The organism is Mesorhizobium sp. P2_E6 (assembly GCF_056403835.1).
Map to the genome: position 1 here is coordinate 36,989 of NZ_JBFUEQ010000016.1, position 16,212 is coordinate 53,200.

General features: G+C 60.8%; 16 protein-coding genes and 2 pseudogenes. 6 read left to right on the forward strand and 12 right to left on the reverse strand.

Translation table 11 applies throughout. The features are described 5' to 3' along the window. The 10 genes from AC1D08_RS30790 to AC1D08_RS30835 all read right to left on the reverse strand — a co-directional run bounded on the left by AC1D08_RS30790 (position 1) and on the right by AC1D08_RS30835 (position 9,072). Positions 1-1,224, reverse strand: coding sequence for a PAN domain-containing protein (locus AC1D08_RS30790; RefSeq protein ID WP_477424867.1), 1,224 nt, complete (start codon positions 1,222-1,224; stop codon positions 1-3). After that, positions 1,208-2,863 (reverse strand): ABC transporter permease, encoded by a 1,656-nt coding sequence (locus tag AC1D08_RS30795; protein ID WP_477424868.1) that lies wholly within the window; start codon positions 2,861-2,863, stop codon positions 1,208-1,210. The genes AC1D08_RS30790 and AC1D08_RS30795 overlap by 17 nt, the downstream gene beginning before the upstream one ends. A 196-nt stretch (positions 2,864-3,059) precedes the next feature. Then, positions 3,060-3,626 (reverse strand): phage terminase large subunit family protein, encoded by a 567-nt coding sequence (locus AC1D08_RS30800; protein ID WP_477424870.1) that lies wholly within the window; start codon positions 3,624-3,626, stop codon positions 3,060-3,062. Further along, positions 3,604-4,221, reverse strand: a complete 618-nt coding sequence (locus AC1D08_RS30805; RefSeq protein ID WP_477424872.1) for a hypothetical protein — start codon at positions 4,219-4,221, stop codon at positions 3,604-3,606. The genes AC1D08_RS30800 and AC1D08_RS30805 overlap by 23 nt, the downstream gene beginning before the upstream one ends. Then, positions 4,193-4,531: a DNA methyltransferase gene (locus AC1D08_RS30810; protein ID WP_477424874.1), complete on the reverse strand. Its 339-nt coding sequence runs from the start codon at positions 4,529-4,531 to the stop codon at positions 4,193-4,195. Before AC1D08_RS30810 ends, AC1D08_RS30805 begins: the two co-directional genes overlap by 29 nt. Before the next feature lie 631 nt (positions 4,532-5,162). Continuing rightward, positions 5,163-6,170: an alpha/beta fold hydrolase gene (locus AC1D08_RS30815; protein WP_477424876.1), complete on the reverse strand. Its 1,008-nt coding sequence runs from the start codon at positions 6,168-6,170 to the stop codon at positions 5,163-5,165. Positions 6,171-6,577: 407 nt separating this feature from the next. Continuing rightward, on the reverse strand, positions 6,578-7,243 hold the full coding sequence (locus tag AC1D08_RS30820; protein ID WP_477241421.1) for a glutathione S-transferase family protein: 666 nt from the start codon (positions 7,241-7,243) through the stop codon (positions 6,578-6,580). 123 nt (positions 7,244-7,366) lie between these two features. Continuing rightward, the gene (locus AC1D08_RS30825) at positions 7,367-7,987 is read right to left on the reverse strand and encodes a pyridoxamine 5'-phosphate oxidase family protein (RefSeq protein ID WP_477424938.1); all 621 of its coding nucleotides are present in this window, start codon (positions 7,985-7,987) and stop codon (positions 7,367-7,369) included. A 10-nt stretch (positions 7,988-7,997) separates the two neighbouring features. Then, positions 7,998-8,462: a nuclear transport factor 2 family protein gene (locus tag AC1D08_RS30830; protein ID WP_477424877.1), complete on the reverse strand. Its 465-nt coding sequence runs from the start codon at positions 8,460-8,462 to the stop codon at positions 7,998-8,000. Between the two features lie 61 nt (positions 8,463-8,523). Continuing rightward, positions 8,524-9,072 (reverse strand): carboxymuconolactone decarboxylase family protein, encoded by a 549-nt coding sequence (locus AC1D08_RS30835; protein WP_477424879.1) that lies wholly within the window; start codon positions 9,070-9,072, stop codon positions 8,524-8,526. 122 nt (positions 9,073-9,194) lie between these two features. Here AC1D08_RS30835 and AC1D08_RS30840 point away from each other — a divergent pair, with 122 nt between their 5' ends. The 6 genes from AC1D08_RS30840 to AC1D08_RS30865 all read left to right on the forward strand — a co-directional run bounded on the left by AC1D08_RS30840 (position 9,195) and on the right by AC1D08_RS30865 (position 14,541). Beyond that, positions 9,195-10,100 carry a LysR family transcriptional regulator gene (locus tag AC1D08_RS30840; protein ID WP_477424881.1) on the forward strand — a complete coding sequence of 302 codons (906 nt, stop codon included), beginning with the start codon at positions 9,195-9,197 and terminating at the stop codon, positions 10,098-10,100. A gap of 180 nt (positions 10,101-10,280) precedes the next feature. Continuing rightward, a complete protein-coding gene (locus AC1D08_RS30845) occupies positions 10,281-10,661 on the forward strand; it encodes a hypothetical protein (protein WP_477424883.1) in 381 nt (126 codons plus the stop codon). A 69-nt stretch (positions 10,662-10,730) separates the two neighbouring features. Further along, positions 10,731-11,573: a cytochrome b/b6 domain-containing protein gene (locus tag AC1D08_RS30850; RefSeq protein WP_477424885.1), complete on the forward strand. Its 843-nt coding sequence runs from the start codon at positions 10,731-10,733 to the stop codon at positions 11,571-11,573. Beyond that, positions 11,573-12,334, forward strand: coding sequence for a molybdopterin-dependent oxidoreductase (locus AC1D08_RS30855; RefSeq protein ID WP_477424887.1), 762 nt, complete (start codon positions 11,573-11,575; stop codon positions 12,332-12,334). Before AC1D08_RS30850 ends, AC1D08_RS30855 begins: the two co-directional genes overlap by 1 nt. Positions 12,335-13,039: 705 nt before the next feature. Next, complete coding sequence (locus AC1D08_RS30860) at positions 13,040-13,762, forward strand: ubiquitin-activating E1 family protein (RefSeq protein ID WP_477424889.1); 723 nt, start codon at positions 13,040-13,042, stop codon at positions 13,760-13,762. A gap of 446 nt (positions 13,763-14,208) precedes the next feature. Beyond that, positions 14,209-14,541: a hypothetical protein gene (locus AC1D08_RS30865; protein ID WP_477424891.1), complete on the forward strand. Its 333-nt coding sequence runs from the start codon at positions 14,209-14,211 to the stop codon at positions 14,539-14,541. Here AC1D08_RS30865 and AC1D08_RS30870 read toward each other — a convergent pair. Continuing rightward, positions 14,534-15,013 (reverse strand): annotated as a pseudogene (locus AC1D08_RS30870) (beta-ketoacyl synthase N-terminal-like domain-containing protein); the annotation flags it as partial. The gene AC1D08_RS30865 and the pseudogene AC1D08_RS30870 sit on opposite strands and share 8 nt — an antisense overlap. A 10-nt stretch (positions 15,014-15,023) precedes the next feature. Further along, positions 15,024-16,209, reverse strand: a pseudogene (locus AC1D08_RS30875) (beta-ketoacyl-ACP synthase). Between the last annotated feature and the right edge of the window lie 3 nt (positions 16,210-16,212).

The following is a 16,212-nucleotide window of genomic DNA, read 5'->3' on the forward strand; positions in this document are numbered from 1 at the left end:
TCAACTGCGGGTGGCTTTAACGCCCGACACCACGCCCTTGAAGGGAGACGATGATGTCACGGTGTCGAGCACGGCGCACATCTTGTTCGGACCGTCAAAATTGAAACCTAGACATCTCTGATCAGCAGCGCAGGCCAATACGCAGTCGGCATAGTTGCTCCGTACATTCGCGTAAGCGCCCCCAACGACTACTGTGTCCTTGGCGAAAACAAGGCTGGAGTACTGAAGATTCGCCTTAATGGCTCCCTTCGCCGCCGTCACAGCATCAGGACTCCTAACCAGAATCGACCCGTTATTTTTCATGAAACAGGCGGAGTGCTTCTTATCGTAGGTGAGTGCTAAGCAGCGGCGATCTGCTTCGCATTGGGCCTGACACTGCTCAAGCGAGACATTCCAAGCAGGCATACCCGGCAGATCGTTTCCGATCGCGTCCCATCCGTCCTGCACGGAGAGTTCTTCGGCCGCGGTCGCTGCTTCTTTCCGCTCATGGTCCATATCGAAATCGCTTGGCGCGAAACTGGCCTCGTCGAGCCAGAGGCAACGGCTGGCGAGTTCTCGCGCCGAATTGTCGTCAAGGCCCACCGACGCGAGTGTCTCGATCGATGACACCGGTGCCTGCGGCTTCGATGTAGGTGAGGTTCTGTTGACAAGCCTTACCTGAACCTCGACTCCGGTGTTCGCCAGCCTCCGCGTATAACACCAAGCGGTGTCCCAAGTTGGATCTTTCTCACTGTCGAAGTGATGACCGGACTCGAGTTGCCAAGTGTTGCCAGCGTAAGTCACTTGGCGATTGGCGAACTTTACGAAATCGAACGTATCTGGATTGGCTGGGTCTGTGGGCGGCGGCGTCTGCTGCTCGTTTGACGGCGACTTCGGCTTGTCTGTCTTGCCCTCCTCGGCAACTGTCTCGCCACCCGGAGCTCCGTCTTCTGATTTCTTTGTCTCTTTTGGCTGGTTCTCGTTCGGGTTTGACGGTTGGTTTTGGGCGACCGGCGGCTCCGGTTGGATCATTGTTGGGTCGCGGTCAAAGACCAGCCACACACCCACACCGATCCCAATAGCGGCTATTGCGATTGCAGCGCCGCTAGCCATTCGCCGAAATGCATTGGCACGAGCGATCTTGTCGTGTGCATCTGCTTCTGCCTGCAGAGTTGGAATAGCCGACCGTTTGATCTGCAGATCTATCGCTTGTTCGAGAAGCTTGGTGTTATGTCGTACGAGCACGTCTACTACCCCGTTTCGCCCCCGTTGTCGGCTCGTCAAAGTCCAATTGCAGTTCACCTGCTAGGGCTTTCTCTATGCGGTCGTACTGTCCCTTCGCAGAAACCTTCACTAGATCGACTACTTCCGGGGGCAGTTCCCGATCCAATGCCCGGCGTAATGCTTCCGGGTCGTCAGTGAGGATTGGGACATAGAGGATCTCTTTGACGACCTTCTCGACTTCGACAGGAACCTCGACGCGCCTCTCGACTTCTCTGTCGACCGGCACCTGCACGGGTACTTTCCGGACACGGCGCCAACGCCAGCGCAGCAGCATTCGGCGTAGCAAACGCGAGAGTTTGCTATCACTCTGAACCTCGGCCTGTGCGCCGATGCGTTGTAGGGCCAGCGCGACCATCGCCGTGATCGGCCCCGCTAGTGCGGCGATGAATGCAAGCGAGGCGAACCAGATCGTCGAAACCGTGCCGGCCTGGGGTTCTGTAACGTCTTCTGGCTTCACCCCATACCAGCGAGCTGCCAGCCTACGGATCTGATCGTTGCGAGCAACCGGGAGGCGCTCTGTTTCCAGGCGGCTCAGTTCCGTCGCGATGGCCTCTTGCCGCTGCTGGTTCTTCGCGAGCGTCTCTGACTTGCGAGTGGCGGCTTCTTGAGCGGCCGCTAGCCCAGTACGTGCCTCGTCAAGTTTACGATCCCAATCGGCAGCGGTACCGTCGTAGAGTTTCTCCAGATCGTTGCGCCTAGCCTCAAGGCGCTGTTTGTCTTCGGGGGTCATCGGAGGACTATCTTTTCGCAGCCTCTCATATTCAGCGCGGGCCGCGGCGACTGCGGGCTCCAATTCAGCCAGTTTCGGCGCGAATTCGGCCTCTTTTTTGGGCCGCGGGTTAGTCAGCTTGTTCAGCCCTTCTTCGTTGCGCTGCACTGATGCAAGGTCGCCTGTTTCGCGTGCGCTCTTTATGCGCTCAACGTAGCTATCCCGCTGTCGCTCGAACTGCTCCACGGCGTCCTTGATCTCTCGATCGCGCCGTTCCACCAGTGCGCTTAGCGCTGCTAGTTTCTCTTCGAGATATTCTTTGGCTCGCGCTGCCGCTGGTGAAAGGGTGGTTGCGGCCTGCAGCTCTTCGTCAACCTCTGTTATCCGTGCACGCAATTTGTCGCGCTCGATGTCAGCCAATCCACCGAGCTGCTCCAGATCGCTTCGGGCTTTTGCCTCGTCGTCAGTGTTTCGCAAGCTTTCGGCTGCAGCCTTGAGATTCTCGAGCTCTTGCTGAAGTCCTTTAGTTTGGTTAGCGAAGTTGGCATACTGCACTTCGCGCATTGTGCTGGCACGCTCCAATCCGAGTAGGACTGTCTCAAAAGTGATGCCGGCCAATACGAGCAGAAACGCCAGGATAACAGGTTTCCAAATCCACGAGGCGCCGAACAGAAGCGTGGCGATTGGGATTTTCGTCAGCTCTGCAATCGCGATCATAAAGAACGGGGCACTTGCAAGGACAAGGTCCATTGAGTCCGCCGCCTGATTGGCAACAAAGCCGCGGTAACTCAGAGCGACGCCGGTTGTTAGACCGATGATCGCCGCAACGATTTCAAGTGCCCACGCACCGCGATACGTCCACTGGCCATAGCTCGCCAGTTTCTGGCTCATTGCCGTGTGCATGTACAATCCCCACCCTTTGCCCAGCCCATCTTGACATGCAACGCTGGCGATTGCAGCAAAATTTGCCGGCGGATACAGCGTAACTTGGAACAAGGTGAATAACCGGCGAGCCGGTGACAAAGACTTTGTTGTGTCTGCTAGACTGATTTATTTGAGATGGCGCCTTATCTCAGCAAGCGCTTCGTCACTCCATCCAGCGGCTCAGGCGAACCCGCCTTGTCCTGCGCGTGAGGTGCCGGCTTTGCGAACTCGTTGTTTGAGCGTTCGAGCCTAAGGTCAATGACGGCGGCGTGGGTGCGGCTGGCGTCGTCGGCTCCACCCGGTCGCGCAAGGCAGGGCTCTCCTCGATCAGCGGATCGATGCGATGACGGGAGTTGCGCTTGGCAAGCTCGACTGTCGGCTGCACGGCCAGCATCGGTCCCGGCGCCTGATGGATGATGAAGCCGATCCAGTTGTTGCCGGCCTCGGTTGCGCCGACCTGGGCGGCCTTCATGAACACGACCCGCTGCACAGGAGAGCCGGGCGACAAGGCGTCCATGATCTCGCGCATGTAGGGCGTGCGGCTGGTTCGGTAGCGGCCCGGCTCGGCGGAAGCTCTTGCCGCCAGCATGCGGTGCCGGTCGGCCCATCCCGATACCGTCATGAACGGGTCGGGGCGCAGGCCCTCGCGCCAGGACGACTTCAATTCATCGACGCCTTCGAAGTGGAACAGGCCTTCTTGCAGAACCTCATCGGAAGTCAGTGCGGACATCGGCCAACTCCGCCAGATGGGCTCTCACCTGGCTCTCCAGAAGCTGGTGCATGGTGGCGGCATCCACACCCAGTTCGGCCGAAAGGATCGCCGCGACACGTCCGGGCCAGTTCACCCAGGCCTCACGTTCCTCCCGCGCCAGCCGGAACAGCAGGGTCTTGGCGCGATCGAGCGAGACAAGCTCGCCCTTCAGCTTCTGAAGCTTTAGCCGGCGCTCCTGCGCCTTCAGCACCTCATTAGCCGTCTTTGCCTGCAGGAAGGTGGTCGAGCCGCCCACGACAGGCGCCGAAAGCCCCTGTTCGCGCAATGTCTCGCCAACGGCCGATAGTGCCTCCTCCGGTACTGCCTTCAGTTTGGGCCGGGGCGGGGAGTGCCTCTGCTTTGAAGGATCGGTCAGAGCTGCCCGGCGTGCGTCGGATCCTGCTCGATCAATCGAGCCATCCTCAAACAGCACGAGCCGTCCGGCAATCCTGGCTTTCTGTATGGCGCCGCGGGAGACCCCGGCACGGGCGGCATACTGGCGCTCGCTCATCCCCTGCATGGTGGTTATGCCCGCTCCAACAAGATCAGGCCGCGGATCGGCCGGAATGAACATCGGCGACGTCGACACGACTGGACTCCAGAACTGCCTTGCGCCCTGTGAAGTTCTGCCACCTCTCTACCGCGACATCGCAGTAACGAGGATCGAGCTCCATGGCGAAGCAGGACCGGCCGGTGGTCTCCGCGGCAATGATGGTGGTGCCGCTGCCGGAGAAGGGCTCGTAGACGGAGGAACCTGTGACGCTGTTGTTCAGCAGCGGCCGCCGCATGCATTCGACCGGCTTTTGCGTCCCGTGGACCGTGGCCTCGTCCTCACCCTGGCCGCAAGCTTCCGCTCCATGAAGGTCCCTTCTAGGCAGGATCAAGCGCCCAGGTTAGCACACAAGTGTGCCGAACGGCGTTTGGCTACTGAGCAAAAGGTCGCTCGGGCGATCGCTTCACTTCGACAATGGCCAGATGTCCGCTCCTGGCGCTACTTGCTCGGTCCCATCGACGAGACGAATGGCAACTTCGTTGCATCAACCCAAGACCCTCAGAAGCCAGTTCACGCATGGCCTGTCGGCGCTCGTCCGCCTACAGGCAGATGTGGTCCGCTGTGCGCCACCTTGAGGCCCTTTGCATGGCCGTCACAAGGGTCGCGGGCTGACCCAAGGCGTCTACAGACGGGAGGTCAGGAAAGCGCTAGCAGAAGCCGTTCGGACATGCATTCCTGAACGACCGGGACTGGCCGTAGGCGGACCGGCAGGTTTGAGGCTGTAGCGAACAGAAGCGGACCTTCAGGCCAACGGTCGAGCGCATCGACATCGGAATTGAGATGTCTCGCGCCAAGGCATCAAATGAGTTGCCGCGTTGGCCTTTGAGCGCAATGTCGCGCTCGCCCCGAGGAATGAGCATACCAAACTTGGTCATCACCCATCACCCACTCCCTTTGACGGGAGGAAAATGCGAACGGGGCGGGCCGCCGATCGAGCAGAGAACGGCGGCCCGGCGGGACCCTCACTCTGTCTCTTTGACCGTCTTGTCGTAGAAAGTTTTCATGCTCGCGGCGATGAATGGCGCGTTGTCTTCCGCGGCAAAGTGGCCGGCGTCCAGCCGATGCATCTCTGCCTTAGGCAAATCACGCAGATAGGCTTCCCCACCTTCGGGAGTGAAAAATGGATCATGCTGGCCCCAGAATATAATCGTCTGCGGCTGATGATCGTGGAGGAATTTCTCCCACACAGGGTATAGCTCGGCGTTCTTGCGATAGTCATAGAACAGGTCGAGGTTTAGCCGCACGTGACCGGGACGGGCCATGATGCCGTAGTCATATTCCCAATTGTCCGGGCTGATCAGTTCGGGATGGGCGGCGCCGGCCAGGTAAATGCCCTTGATGCCGTCGTGTGTCAGAAATGCCGCCAGCGGCTTTTCATTCTCAGCCGAGCGGTCGAGCCACAGCTTCTTGCGGAAGCCGTCCCACGCCGCCGAAAAACCCTCCGGATATGCGTTGGTATTCTGGATGATCAGCCAATCGAGCTTGGCAGGCGTTTCGGTAACGATTCTGAAGCCGACCGGGCCACCATAGTCCTGGGCATAAAGCCCGAAATGGTCGAAGCCCTTGGCGACCAGCAACTTCTTGGTCGTATCGGCGAGCTTGTCGAAGGTGTACTCATAGTCTGCCGGGTTGGGCGCATCGCTGGCCCCGAAGCCTTGATAATCGGGAGCGATGAGATGAAAGCGGTCGGACAACTCGTCGATGAGCTTCCGGTATTGATGGCCGGATGCCGGGAATCCCATCAGTAGCACGAGCTTAGGCGCGTTGGGGTCGCCCGCTTCGCGATAAGCTATGTTAAGCCCGTCGATGGTCATCGATTTATAAGTGACATCGCGGGACGAGACCGAGGCCGTGTGCACTCCGGCCTCAGGGRCGACAAGCGAAGCCGATTCGGCAAAGGGTACGCCTGTCAGAAGCGCACCTGCCACAAACGCAGCGCGCAGCGAATTGATCGATCGAACATGTTTCATGATCTGGGTCCTTCTGTGAATGGGATCTTGCGAGACAAGGGATAGGCGCGGCGCTGATCTCGCGGTATCCGGTCAATCCGGGATCCATCCTTTCATTTTTCGGGAGTATCGCCGGATCGGGTTTGAGCGATGCGGAGGTTGCTTGCGGCAGCCTGCCTGCAACGCCCACGCTCCCCTTGCACGCCGCTAGCAACCTTCAAGCGGGTATCGGACCGGGAGCCACACCTTACCGCTTAGCTTATGGTCCGGGCGAAGATGCGACTGTCGCTAGCCGAGACGAGCCGCGCCTGGCGATCGACATTGGCCGCGGGGTCCTGAAATTCACCTTGCTGCACCCAAACGCCTTTGTGCTGGGCTCTTCGTGGTTTGCCCCGAAGCGCGATTAGGTGAATTTGCCGCCGTGACAGCTAGCCCTCATAGGCCACGCCCGTTCGACCGAATAGCTCCAGCGAAACGTCGCGATCGGTCATGATCGTTCGGAAGTGGGGCCGGGCATCCATGCGACTCATATATGCTGGCGCATCGGGAACTAATTGCTCCACAATATCCTCCCCGTATATCGCCAGCGTCGCCTTCCGGATCATTGTAAAGTGGACATAAGCGACACAATCCGCAGCGGTGAACTCGGAACCGCAGGCGTAAGGCGCGAACCCTGTCAGACGTGCCACTGCCTGGAGGCCCAAGACGAGCCGGTTCCTGGCCTCGTCCTTGGTTTCCTGGGAGACCCTGCCCCCAAAAAAGCACTCTTTGTAGAGCCGGCGGGCGACCCATTCTGAGTTGAGCTCAAGATGCTGGATCAACTCGCGGCACTTCGCCCGTGCAAACCTACCCTTGGGATAGAGCGGGATCGCCGGAAAGCATTCCTCCAGATATTCAAGGATCGCTTGCGACTCTGACAGGCCGCCTTCATCGGTCTCGATGAAAGGAATTTTCCCGATTGGCGACTGGTTGATGAAGCTCTCGCGCTCCCACGGGTAGACGAGGCGTTCGCGAAACGGGATCTGTTTCTCCAGCAACACCAGCTTGAGTTTGTTGTAATAATTGCTCACGCCGAATCCGCACAACGTGATCATAGCTGCATCCCCCGCGAGCCTGGTTTAGGAGAGCATACATCAAACGTCCCAAGGATCTCCCGACATTCGCACTCAGCGCGGACTTAGTTTCTTTCCCCCTCGCGAGATCAAGCCTACTCAAGTTCAGATGCGGCTTGTCCGAACCGCGGCAAGTTCCGCTTCAAGCTCCGCAATGCGCAGGTCGCGTTGCGCGAGGGCGGCGGCGATTTCGGCGGCTTCGAACCGTTGCGGAATGTGCTGCGGACAGTTTGCATCCCAGGCGGCGACGGTGAAGAGGATAACCTGCTCCGGGCGCGCCTTGTAGTTGGCGGGCATCAGTTCGGCAATTTGCCCGGCATCGCCTTCGACGACGCGTGCGGTGCCCCATAGCTTGATGCGCCGCCGTTGTGCGTAGTCGATCAGGAACAGGTAGGCTTTCGAGTTCTCGGCCAGGTTGCCGGTCGTAATGAATTGCCTGTTGCCGGCGAAATCGACAAAGCCGATGGTGCTGTCGTCGAGCACCTTGAGAAAACCGGCCGGACCGCCACGATGCTGGATATAAGGCTGCCCTTCAGCATTGGCGGTGGCCAGGAACACGCTGGTCTGCGCTTCGATGAACACCTTCAGCGCTGCGTCGATCGCTGTGGACCAGCCGCCGCGTTGTTCCTGATGCGCATATGCCCGCCGAGAACCTCTGCGGCTCTGGATCGCCTTGACCATCGGTGTGAAGGCCACGTCGCTGGAGTGGGTGGGTTCGTCCGCCATCGTCGACAACTCACAATCCCAGATCGCCCAACCCTGGATGGTCGTCGGGCCGGCGTCCCGGCGTCCAGAAAAACAGGCGCTTCCCTGGGTCGATGGCGAGATCGTTGATGCTGGCGATACGTCGACGCATCAGCCCATCCTCGTCGAACTGCCAATTCTCATTGCCATAACTGCGGAACCACTTTCCCTCGCTGTCGTGCCACTCATAGGCAAAGCGGACGGCGATACGGTTGTCGCACCATGCCCAGACTTCCTTGATCAGCCGGTAGTCCTGCTCGCGCTGCCATTTGGCGACGAGGAAGGCCTGGATTGCGTCACGGCCCTGTATGAAATCGGCGCGGTTACGCCACTGGCTGTCGGCCGTATAGGCAAGCGCGACGCGCGCCGGATCGCGGCTGTTCCAGCCATCCTCGGCAAGGCGGACCTTCTGGGCAGCGGTCTCGGGCGTGAAGGGCGGAAGCGGCGGTCGGCTCATGAGGAGGCTCCTTCGGACAAGTGCGCTGCCGTGGCCGAGACCGCGGCAGCAAGCGGACGTGTCATGCGGCCAAGGCGGAGGCGATCGGGAAATCGATCTCGGTTCCGGCGACTGAGTTGAGGTAGTTGGTCCAAGTGTTGAGCGCAACGTGCTGCACGATCTCAATGATCTGGGCGTCGTCATAACCGGCAAGGCGCACTGCACGGACTTCTTCATCTGAGACATGGCCACGCTGGTGGACAATGCTGGCGGCGAAGCGGACCGCGGCGTCGGCCTTGGGGTCGTTCGAGCCGCCGTGTCGATTGGCGAGGATCTCTGCGTCGTCCAGCTTGGCCAGGTTGCGGCCGAGATAGGTGTGAGCGGCCAGGCAATAACCACAGCCATTGATCTCAGCCACCGCGAGCGCGATCCTTTCGCGTGTCGGCGCTGGCAGCCACCCCTTGGCCAGCGCACCGGAGAGGCCGAGATAGCCTTCCAGCGCAGCAGGGCTGGTCGCCACCGTCCGGAATAGGTTCGGCACCACTCCGAGCTGTTTCTGGACTGCTTCAAGCATCGGCTGCGACGCCTGCGGCGCGTCGGCGATGGTCGCGGGAGTGGGGAGACGGGTCATCTTTTATGTCCTCTGGGTTCGGTACAGGCCGGGATTGGCCGGACGAACGACAAATGCCAGCTTTCAATGTCGCCTGGCATCCGATAATCTCGGAACCTATCCTTCCGATTTTCGGAACTTTCATGGACCGCATTGATGCAATGACCGTGCTGCTCGCCGTGGTCCAGGCGGGCTCGCTGTCTGGCGCCGGGCGAAAATTAGGGATGCCGCTGCCGACCATCAGCCGCAAGCTTTCCGAGCTTGAGGATCACCTTGGCGCGCGGCTGGTGATCCGCTCGAGCCGGCAGTTGAGTCTGACCGATGCGGGCCGCAGCTACACCACGGCCTGCCAGCGCATCCTGGAGCAGATTGATGAGGCAGAACGTGCCGCGGCCGGCGAATACAGCGCGCCACGGGGCAGCCTGGTTGTGGCCGCGCCGGTAGCGTTCGGGCGCGCACATATGCTGCCTGTGATAGCTGAGTTCCTGAAAGCCTATCCTGAGATCGACGTGCGGCTGATTCAGGCCGACCGGATTGCGCATCTGCTGGAAGACCACATCGACGTCGCGCTGAGGATCGGAAATCTGCCGGACAGCAGCCAGATGGCGATCAGGCTGGGCGAAGTGCATCGAATCGCCTGCGCGAGTCCGCAATATCTGGCGCAACGCGGCGTGCCCGACGCGCTGGAGGCCTTGTCAGGGCACGATTGCATTGCCTTCGACATCCTGACCTCAAGCGACGGCTGGTTGTTCCGCGACGGCGGAAACGACCGGATCGTGGCTATTACGCCGAGGCTGGTGGTCAATATTGCCGAATCTGCAATTGATGCCGCCAGTGCCGGGTTAGGGATTGCCCGAGTGCTGTCCTACCAGGTCATCGAGGCGGTCCGTTTGGGACGCTTGCAACTGGTGCTGACCGGATTCCAGCCGCCGGCCTGGCCAGTCAGTCTGGTCTACGCGGCTCAGGGGCAGCTGCCGCTGAAGTTGCGTGCCTTCCTCGACTTTGCCGCACCGCGACTGAAGGCTGCGCTACAGCCGGCAGGCGCCTAGGGTCAAGACCACCCGCGCTCAGCCAACCGGCCAAGCCTGCGATTGCCGTCTGCTGCCTCCGACATTCCGCAACCTGAAAGCATGGCTCTCGGCTTTGCCCGATATCGGAACGCCGGGGACGGGAGTACTCAACCGGTGCCCAAGCAATCCTGCTGAGCCTCCCGAAAAAGGAATACCTTAATGTCCCGCCTTGCCGCCTTCCGTCGCCCCGCCCTGCACAGAGATGCAGCACTCCTGCTGCAGGCTGTCGCGCTGACCCTCAGTCTCGGCCTGCCCGCCCGCGCCGAAGCCGGCGCCATGGGTGCCGGTTCCGGGATGACCTGTGCAGAGTTTTCGATCATGGACGCCGCCGGGCAGATGCAAGCAATGGCAACCATGGCCGCCACTGGCGCCGATGCCATGGCGACCGATGCCATGGCGACCGATGCGATGGCCAATGACGCGCCGGCGACCGGCCCCATGGCGGCAAGCCACGACGACGTGATCGCGACGGTCGATGCCTGCGCTGGCCACGCCGACATGATGGCTGTGGATGCGATGCATGCAGCAGTCGGTCACTGAGCCGCTGGCGGCGGCGCTCGCCCGCGCAGCGTCGCCGCCTTTCCTGAACCATTCCCGAGGATCATAGAAATGCGAATCTCCTCGATTGCCGCCCCGGAAGTGTCGCCGAAAGGCGGCGACGTGGTACGCCGCCACCGCTTGTCCACCCGCCTGTGGCACTGGATCAGCGCCGTGACGATGGTGATCTTGCTGATGAGCGGGCTAATGATCTTCAACGCGCATCCGCGACTTTACTGGGGCCAGTATGGGGCCAATCCAGACCATGCATGGCTGGAGATCGGCAGTGATGGCGGGCAGGGCTTCCTGCGCATTGGTAGCCAGAGCATCGCTACGACCGGCTTCCTCGGTCAATGGACCGATCGCACCGGCCAGTCCCGTGCACGCGCTTTCCCCGAATGGGCGACGATTCCCTCGGGTTACGATTTGGGCATGTCACGGCGATGGCACCTGAGTTTCGCGTGGCTGTTCGCTACCGCATTGGCCGCATACGGCCTGAGAAGTCTGACGAACGGCCATTTGCGCGGCGACCTCTTGCCCCGCAGGGGCGAGCTTCACGCCCACCACATCTGGCAGGACATCCGTCACCATGCCACGCTCAATTTCCCCAAGGGTATTGCGGCGCTGCGCTACAACATTCTCCAGAAAGCCGCCTACCTCGGCGTTCTCTGCGTGCTGTTGCCGACGATGGTGTTGACAGGGATGACTATGTCGCCCGGTCTCGACGCCGCTCTGCCCTGGCTGCTCGACGTGTTCGGCGGGCGGCAATCGGCGCGGTCGATCCACTTTATTGCCGCAGCTCTGCTGGTGCTGTTCGTCGTGGTTCACCTGGCGATGGTCGTGCTTGCCGGCCCGTTCAACGAGATCCGGTCGATGATTACCGGCTGGTTCCGCCTTCCCGAGGAGAAGCCCTGATGTCACCCGCGATTTCCCGCCGCACGCTGCTGACCGGCCTCGCCCTCGCCACCCCCGCCCTGCTGGTTGGCTGCGACCGCATGGGCGCCAGCCCAAGCTTCCGCGACCTTGTGCTTTCGACTGGCGAGGCCCTCGCATACCGGACCCATCGTCTGTTCGCCCCAAACACTCTGGCGCGTGAGTTCGGCGCTTCGCAATTATCGCCCGACTTTCGCACGAACGGCAACACCCAGCCGCGGTCCGCGCAATACCGGGCGCACCAGGTGGAGGGTTTCGCCAACTGGCGCCTCGACGTCGGTGGGCTGGTAGAAGCGCCGCGCCGCTATTCGCTGGCCGACCTGCGGAACCTTCCGGTTCGTACCCAGATCACCCGGCACGACTGCGTTGAAGGTTGGAGCGCCATCGGCAAATGGACCGGGGTTCCGCTGTGGGCGATCCTCAACGAGGTGCGGCTGGGCGCCGACGCCCGCTTCATCGTATTCCACTGTGCCGACGACTTCGGTGGTGCGGCGTATTACGAAAGCATCGACCTGGTTGATGCTTTCCACCCGCAGACGATCGTTGCCTATGGCATGAACGACGGCAACCTTGCGGTCGGCCATGGCGCGCCGGTTCGGCTGCGGGTCGAACGGCAGTTGGGCTACAAGCAGGCCAAGTTCGTGATGCGGATCGAGGCGGTTGCCTCACTGTCGCCGATTGGCGGAGGACGCGGCGGCTTCTGGGAGGATGCCGGGTCCTATGATTGGTACGCGGGAATCTGATCCGGGCGCGCCGCGCTCGCGGGCGTGATCCGTATGCGAGCGATCTGCATCGAACAAAAGTGCGGCCCCGTGGCTCGCTCGGCGGCCATCGAGAAACCGTTCAGGAGAGATCCGCCCATGCCTATGATCACCATCYGTTACGTGACGCCGGAGCCTCAACCCGGACTTCGCTTTCAGATAGCAGCCCTGGCGGCGCGCCTGGGAGCGGAACGGTGGGGGCAAAGATCCCTCCGTCACCACCGTATTGGTTGAAGAAGCTGATCCAGAAAGCTGGTTCATAGCCGGCAGGCACGCCACCGAAGCTGACCTTTCAAACTTCTGGCTCGATATCGAGATCACCGGAGGGACCAACACAAAAGCCGAAACGGCTTGTTTCGTCAGATCAGCCTTTTCCGGCATGCAGGCGCTGCTTGGACCCCCTCACAAGGAGTGCTACGTCTATGCGCACGCGGCCTGCGGTGACGCGTACGGCTATGGCGGCCGGACTCAGAGCGGCCGCTGGGCTGCCGCTAACCTCGGGTAGCCGGCAACAGGGACTGCGGCCGTTCAAAAGGCAATCGCTACCTGTTTCCGCCAAACACTGTTGTCGGATGGCGGCTCACCTGGAACGGCTGGCGCGGGGGCGTTGCGCCGTTGCGCGATCAGTTGCGCCTTGCGGACGATGAGCGCATGGCCCTCGCGCCGATGGTAGCGGCGGCTTGCCTTATGACAGAGGTCTTCAGCTACCACGCTGGCGATCATCCGATGGCGGGTCGGCGCGTGGCAGGCCTATCGCTCTGGAGGCCGGATGTAGATTGGCGTGAGCCGTCGGCTGACGAACCTGCCCTCGGCTATTTGCCATCGCGCCTCTGGCTCATTGGCCTTGGCAATCTCGGGCAGGCATTCTGCTGGGCATTGGCCGCGCTGCCCTATAAGGACCACGCCGAGGTCGAGCTGGTCCTCCAGGATTTCGACACCTTGGCGACCTCTAACGCTAGCACGTCGATGCTCACGTTTCACGGCGATGTCGGCAAGAAAAAGGCTCGGATTGCCGCCGCATGGCTGGAAGCGCAGGGGTTCAAAACGGTCATCGAAGAGCGTCGCTTCGGTCCGGCGATCAAACGCGAGAACGCTGAGCCGGGCGTTGCGCTGTGTGGCGTCGACAATGCGCTAGCGCGCGCGGCATTGGAGGATGCTGATTTCGAGTTTGTGGTTGAGGCCGGCCTTGGCGCTGGCCCCGACGGGTTCCGCGGCATTTCTGTCCATACGTTTCCCGGGTCGCGAACTGCGCGCTCAATTTGGTCGAATGTCGCGGTCGCCGCCGCATCCGCCGCGCACATGCCGGCCTACGAAGAACTCGTCAACCCTTATCGAGTGAGTCGCGCTCGTACTTCTCGGCGGATTCGTTTCAGTTCTAAGCCCGGCTTAATTCCGGACAACGACAGATAATTCTGGACGGCATACTGGAACAGACTGACGAGAGGGATCAGCCGCACCGTCTCTGTCTCAATTGCGGTCAGGGCGGGCCGGATCAAACCAAACATTTCGGGCACCTGCGCGACGATCAGGGCGTGACGACGGCTCGCATTGAAGTCGTTGGCCAGCCACGCCGGCGAGCTGAAGGGAGACCTTCTTCGCCAGAGCCAGGTGCAGAAGATGATGACGCCGCGCAACGTCAATCCGTTCGCGGAATTTGGCAAAAGCGGAGGTTAGCGCTTGTCCAGGCGAGTGCTGCGCATATGCGCTGTTATTGGGCTCGGCGCAGTGCTTTTCGGATGCGCAAATCGCGAACGGGAAGCGCCGTGCGGGCCTTTGGCGTATGCCGAGGCCGATGAATGCGGCGCGCTGAAGCCTGTCAATTCAACGCCGTTCTCCAGCATCACTGACGAGGATCCATGAACGGTCTTGCCGAAAGCATTCTCGGTGGCATCGACAACATCGGGGAGGACTTCGTTCGCACCGTCTATATGCAGTTGGGCAATGCGATGGGCAACGTCTTCTTCCTTTCGCTCACCACCTTTCTCATGATCCAGCAAATCCTGATCTACGGCTTTCTCGGTTTCTACTTCTCGCTCGTCAATGCGGCCCTGAACACCGCCACATCCGGTGGAGCGACCATGGACAGCAAGATGTCGCTGGTGCTGCCCTTGGTGCTGGTGACGATCATCGGGATCTACGTTCTCATGCAGATACCCTCGATTGCTTCCATCCTGAATGGCGGCGGGTAACACGATCAGCAATGTAGCCAAACTCGGTTGTATTAAACATTTCGACCTGTGGGCCAAGGCGACACGCTGCGAGCAGGAAATTGTATCCCGGTTCACCTTCGGATCCTATCAGCGAAGCGAGAGCGAAGCGGTCGTACCATTCGAGTTCCACCGGTGGCGCTGCCAGGAACAGCGGGCCTCCAAAATTCGCGACGGGAAACCTAGCCTGCAGGATTGCTTCCTCAGCTGCCAGCAAGGCCAGCTTCAGCGACAGTGCCGAGGCCCCCTCCCAGCTTTCCTCAAGAAAGTCGACGGTGCCAGCGATCCGCGTGCGCAAGTTGTCGATCGCAAACCGCGTGATCGTGTGAATTCCCGAAGTGCCGGAAGTGAGCGCCGCCCAATTCTCTTCCTTGCCTCGCCCGAGTGACGAAACCACTCCAAGCCCGGTGACGGCAACCAGGGGACGGCCGAGATGGTCAGTGTATTTTGACACGGGAGTATCCTCAGATCCTGACCAGCCGGGCAACGCCTTCGCCGCGGACAGCACCGATGGAGGTCGCGAGCGCTGTTTCGATGCGGGCCGATCCCACCCGTTCGTTTGTGGCATCGATCGGCGGGAAGGCCGCGCCGTTGAAGACGCTTAGCGCGGCGAGAGCTACGGCAAGCGGAAATTGTGCCTCACGCAGATGGCCCAATTTGCCCGCGATGCCGCGCACCGCCGAGGCAGAAAATAAATCGACGGCCGACTTTTCTGCGGCGGTGATGCCTTTCGCGCCGGTAGCTGCGGAAACAACCAAGCCTATGCCGCTGTTCTGACTCGCGGCGTTGAGCAGCCGAGCAACAGTTTCCTGCAAATTTTCACGGTTGCGGCGAATCTGCGTGCTGCAGATCGCGTCGACTGCGGCGTACGCACGAGCGCCACGCCGTTTCGCCTGCTCTGCGCTTTCCAGTACCAGGAATGCGCCACCGGAGCCGGTGATGATGCCACCGCCAGCCGTGTCCTCTCTTTCCCAGAGTGGATCCCAGCCGTCAGTTTTCAGCATGCCGTTGAGCTCAAAGCCGAGCAGCATGTCTGGATGCTCGGAATTGTAGGACCCGCCGACGAGCGCATGCGTGCTCTGCCCCGAGCGTATGCGTGCAACCGCGGTGTCGATCGCCGAAATGCCTGCGCCTTCCTCGCCCATGAATGTGCGCGAAGAGCCGGTGACCTTGTGAACAATGGAGATATTGCCGGCGAGCAAGTTTGAAAGCTGCGCCAGGAAGAGCGTCGGCCGCAGCTCTGTGCTCAGTTTTTTCATTCAGCATCGTGCCGAGATCATTGCGGACCCGTGCCTCAGCCAGGATCTGCGTGTCGACGGAAACGTCGCGTTCGCCACCGCCYGCAGCCACGACCAAATCCATTGAGGCACAAAGGGTCTCGTCGTTCTTGATCCCGGCATCTTGAAGTGCGAGACCGGCGGCATAGGTACCGATGTGCTGCCAAGTTCCCATTTGTCGTAGATCGCCGCGCTTCGAAATCTGCCTGCTCCAGTCAACCTGCCCCAAGGGATGAACTGTATAGGGCTTGAATGCCTCGCTATCGATACGGGGTTCGGCCTCGCCATTGAAAGCTCGCCAATGTGTATCGGCGCCCTCGCCAAGCGACGAAATCAGCCCGATGCCCGTTATGACGACGTTGTAGTTTTGCATAGT

What these genes read in the sequence shown, in the direction of transcription:
- AC1D08_RS30795 (WP_477424868.1), bottom strand. Translation starts at nt 2,863, where the DNA reads ATGAGCCAGAAACTGGCGAGCTATGGCCAGTGGACGTATCGCGGTGCG.
- AC1D08_RS30800 (WP_477424870.1), bottom strand. Translation starts at nt 3,626, where the DNA reads ATGTCCGCACTGACTTCCGATGAGGTTCTGCAAGAAGGCCTGTTCCAC.
- AC1D08_RS30805 (WP_477424872.1), bottom strand. Translation starts at nt 4,221, where the DNA reads ATGTTCATTCCGGCCGATCCGCGGCCTGATCTTGTTGGAGCGGGCATA.
- AC1D08_RS30820 (WP_477241421.1), bottom strand. Translation starts at nt 7,243, where the DNA reads ATGATCACGTTGTGCGGATTCGGCGTGAGCAATTATTACAACAAACTC.
- AC1D08_RS30825 (WP_477424938.1), bottom strand. Translation starts at nt 7,987, where the DNA reads ATGGCGGACGAACCCACCCACTCCAGCGACGTGGCCTTCACACCGATG.
- AC1D08_RS30830 (WP_477424877.1), bottom strand. Translation starts at nt 8,462, where the DNA reads ATGAGCCGACCGCCGCTTCCGCCCTTCACGCCCGAGACCGCTGCCCAG.
- AC1D08_RS30835 (WP_477424879.1), bottom strand. Translation starts at nt 9,072, where the DNA reads ATGACCCGTCTCCCCACTCCCGCGACCATCGCCGACGCGCCGCAGGCG.
- AC1D08_RS30840 (WP_477424881.1), top strand. Translation starts at nt 9,195, where the DNA reads ATGGACCGCATTGATGCAATGACCGTGCTGCTCGCCGTGGTCCAGGCG.
- AC1D08_RS30845 (WP_477424883.1), top strand. Translation starts at nt 10,281, where the DNA reads ATGTCCCGCCTTGCCGCCTTCCGTCGCCCCGCCCTGCACAGAGATGCA.
- AC1D08_RS30850 (WP_477424885.1), top strand. Translation starts at nt 10,731, where the DNA reads ATGCGAATCTCCTCGATTGCCGCCCCGGAAGTGTCGCCGAAAGGCGGC.
- AC1D08_RS30855 (WP_477424887.1), top strand. Translation starts at nt 11,573, where the DNA reads ATGTCACCCGCGATTTCCCGCCGCACGCTGCTGACCGGCCTCGCCCTC.
- AC1D08_RS30860 (WP_477424889.1), top strand. Translation starts at nt 13,040, where the DNA reads ATGACAGAGGTCTTCAGCTACCACGCTGGCGATCATCCGATGGCGGGT.
- AC1D08_RS30865 (WP_477424891.1), top strand. Translation starts at nt 14,209, where the DNA reads ATGAACGGTCTTGCCGAAAGCATTCTCGGTGGCATCGACAACATCGGG.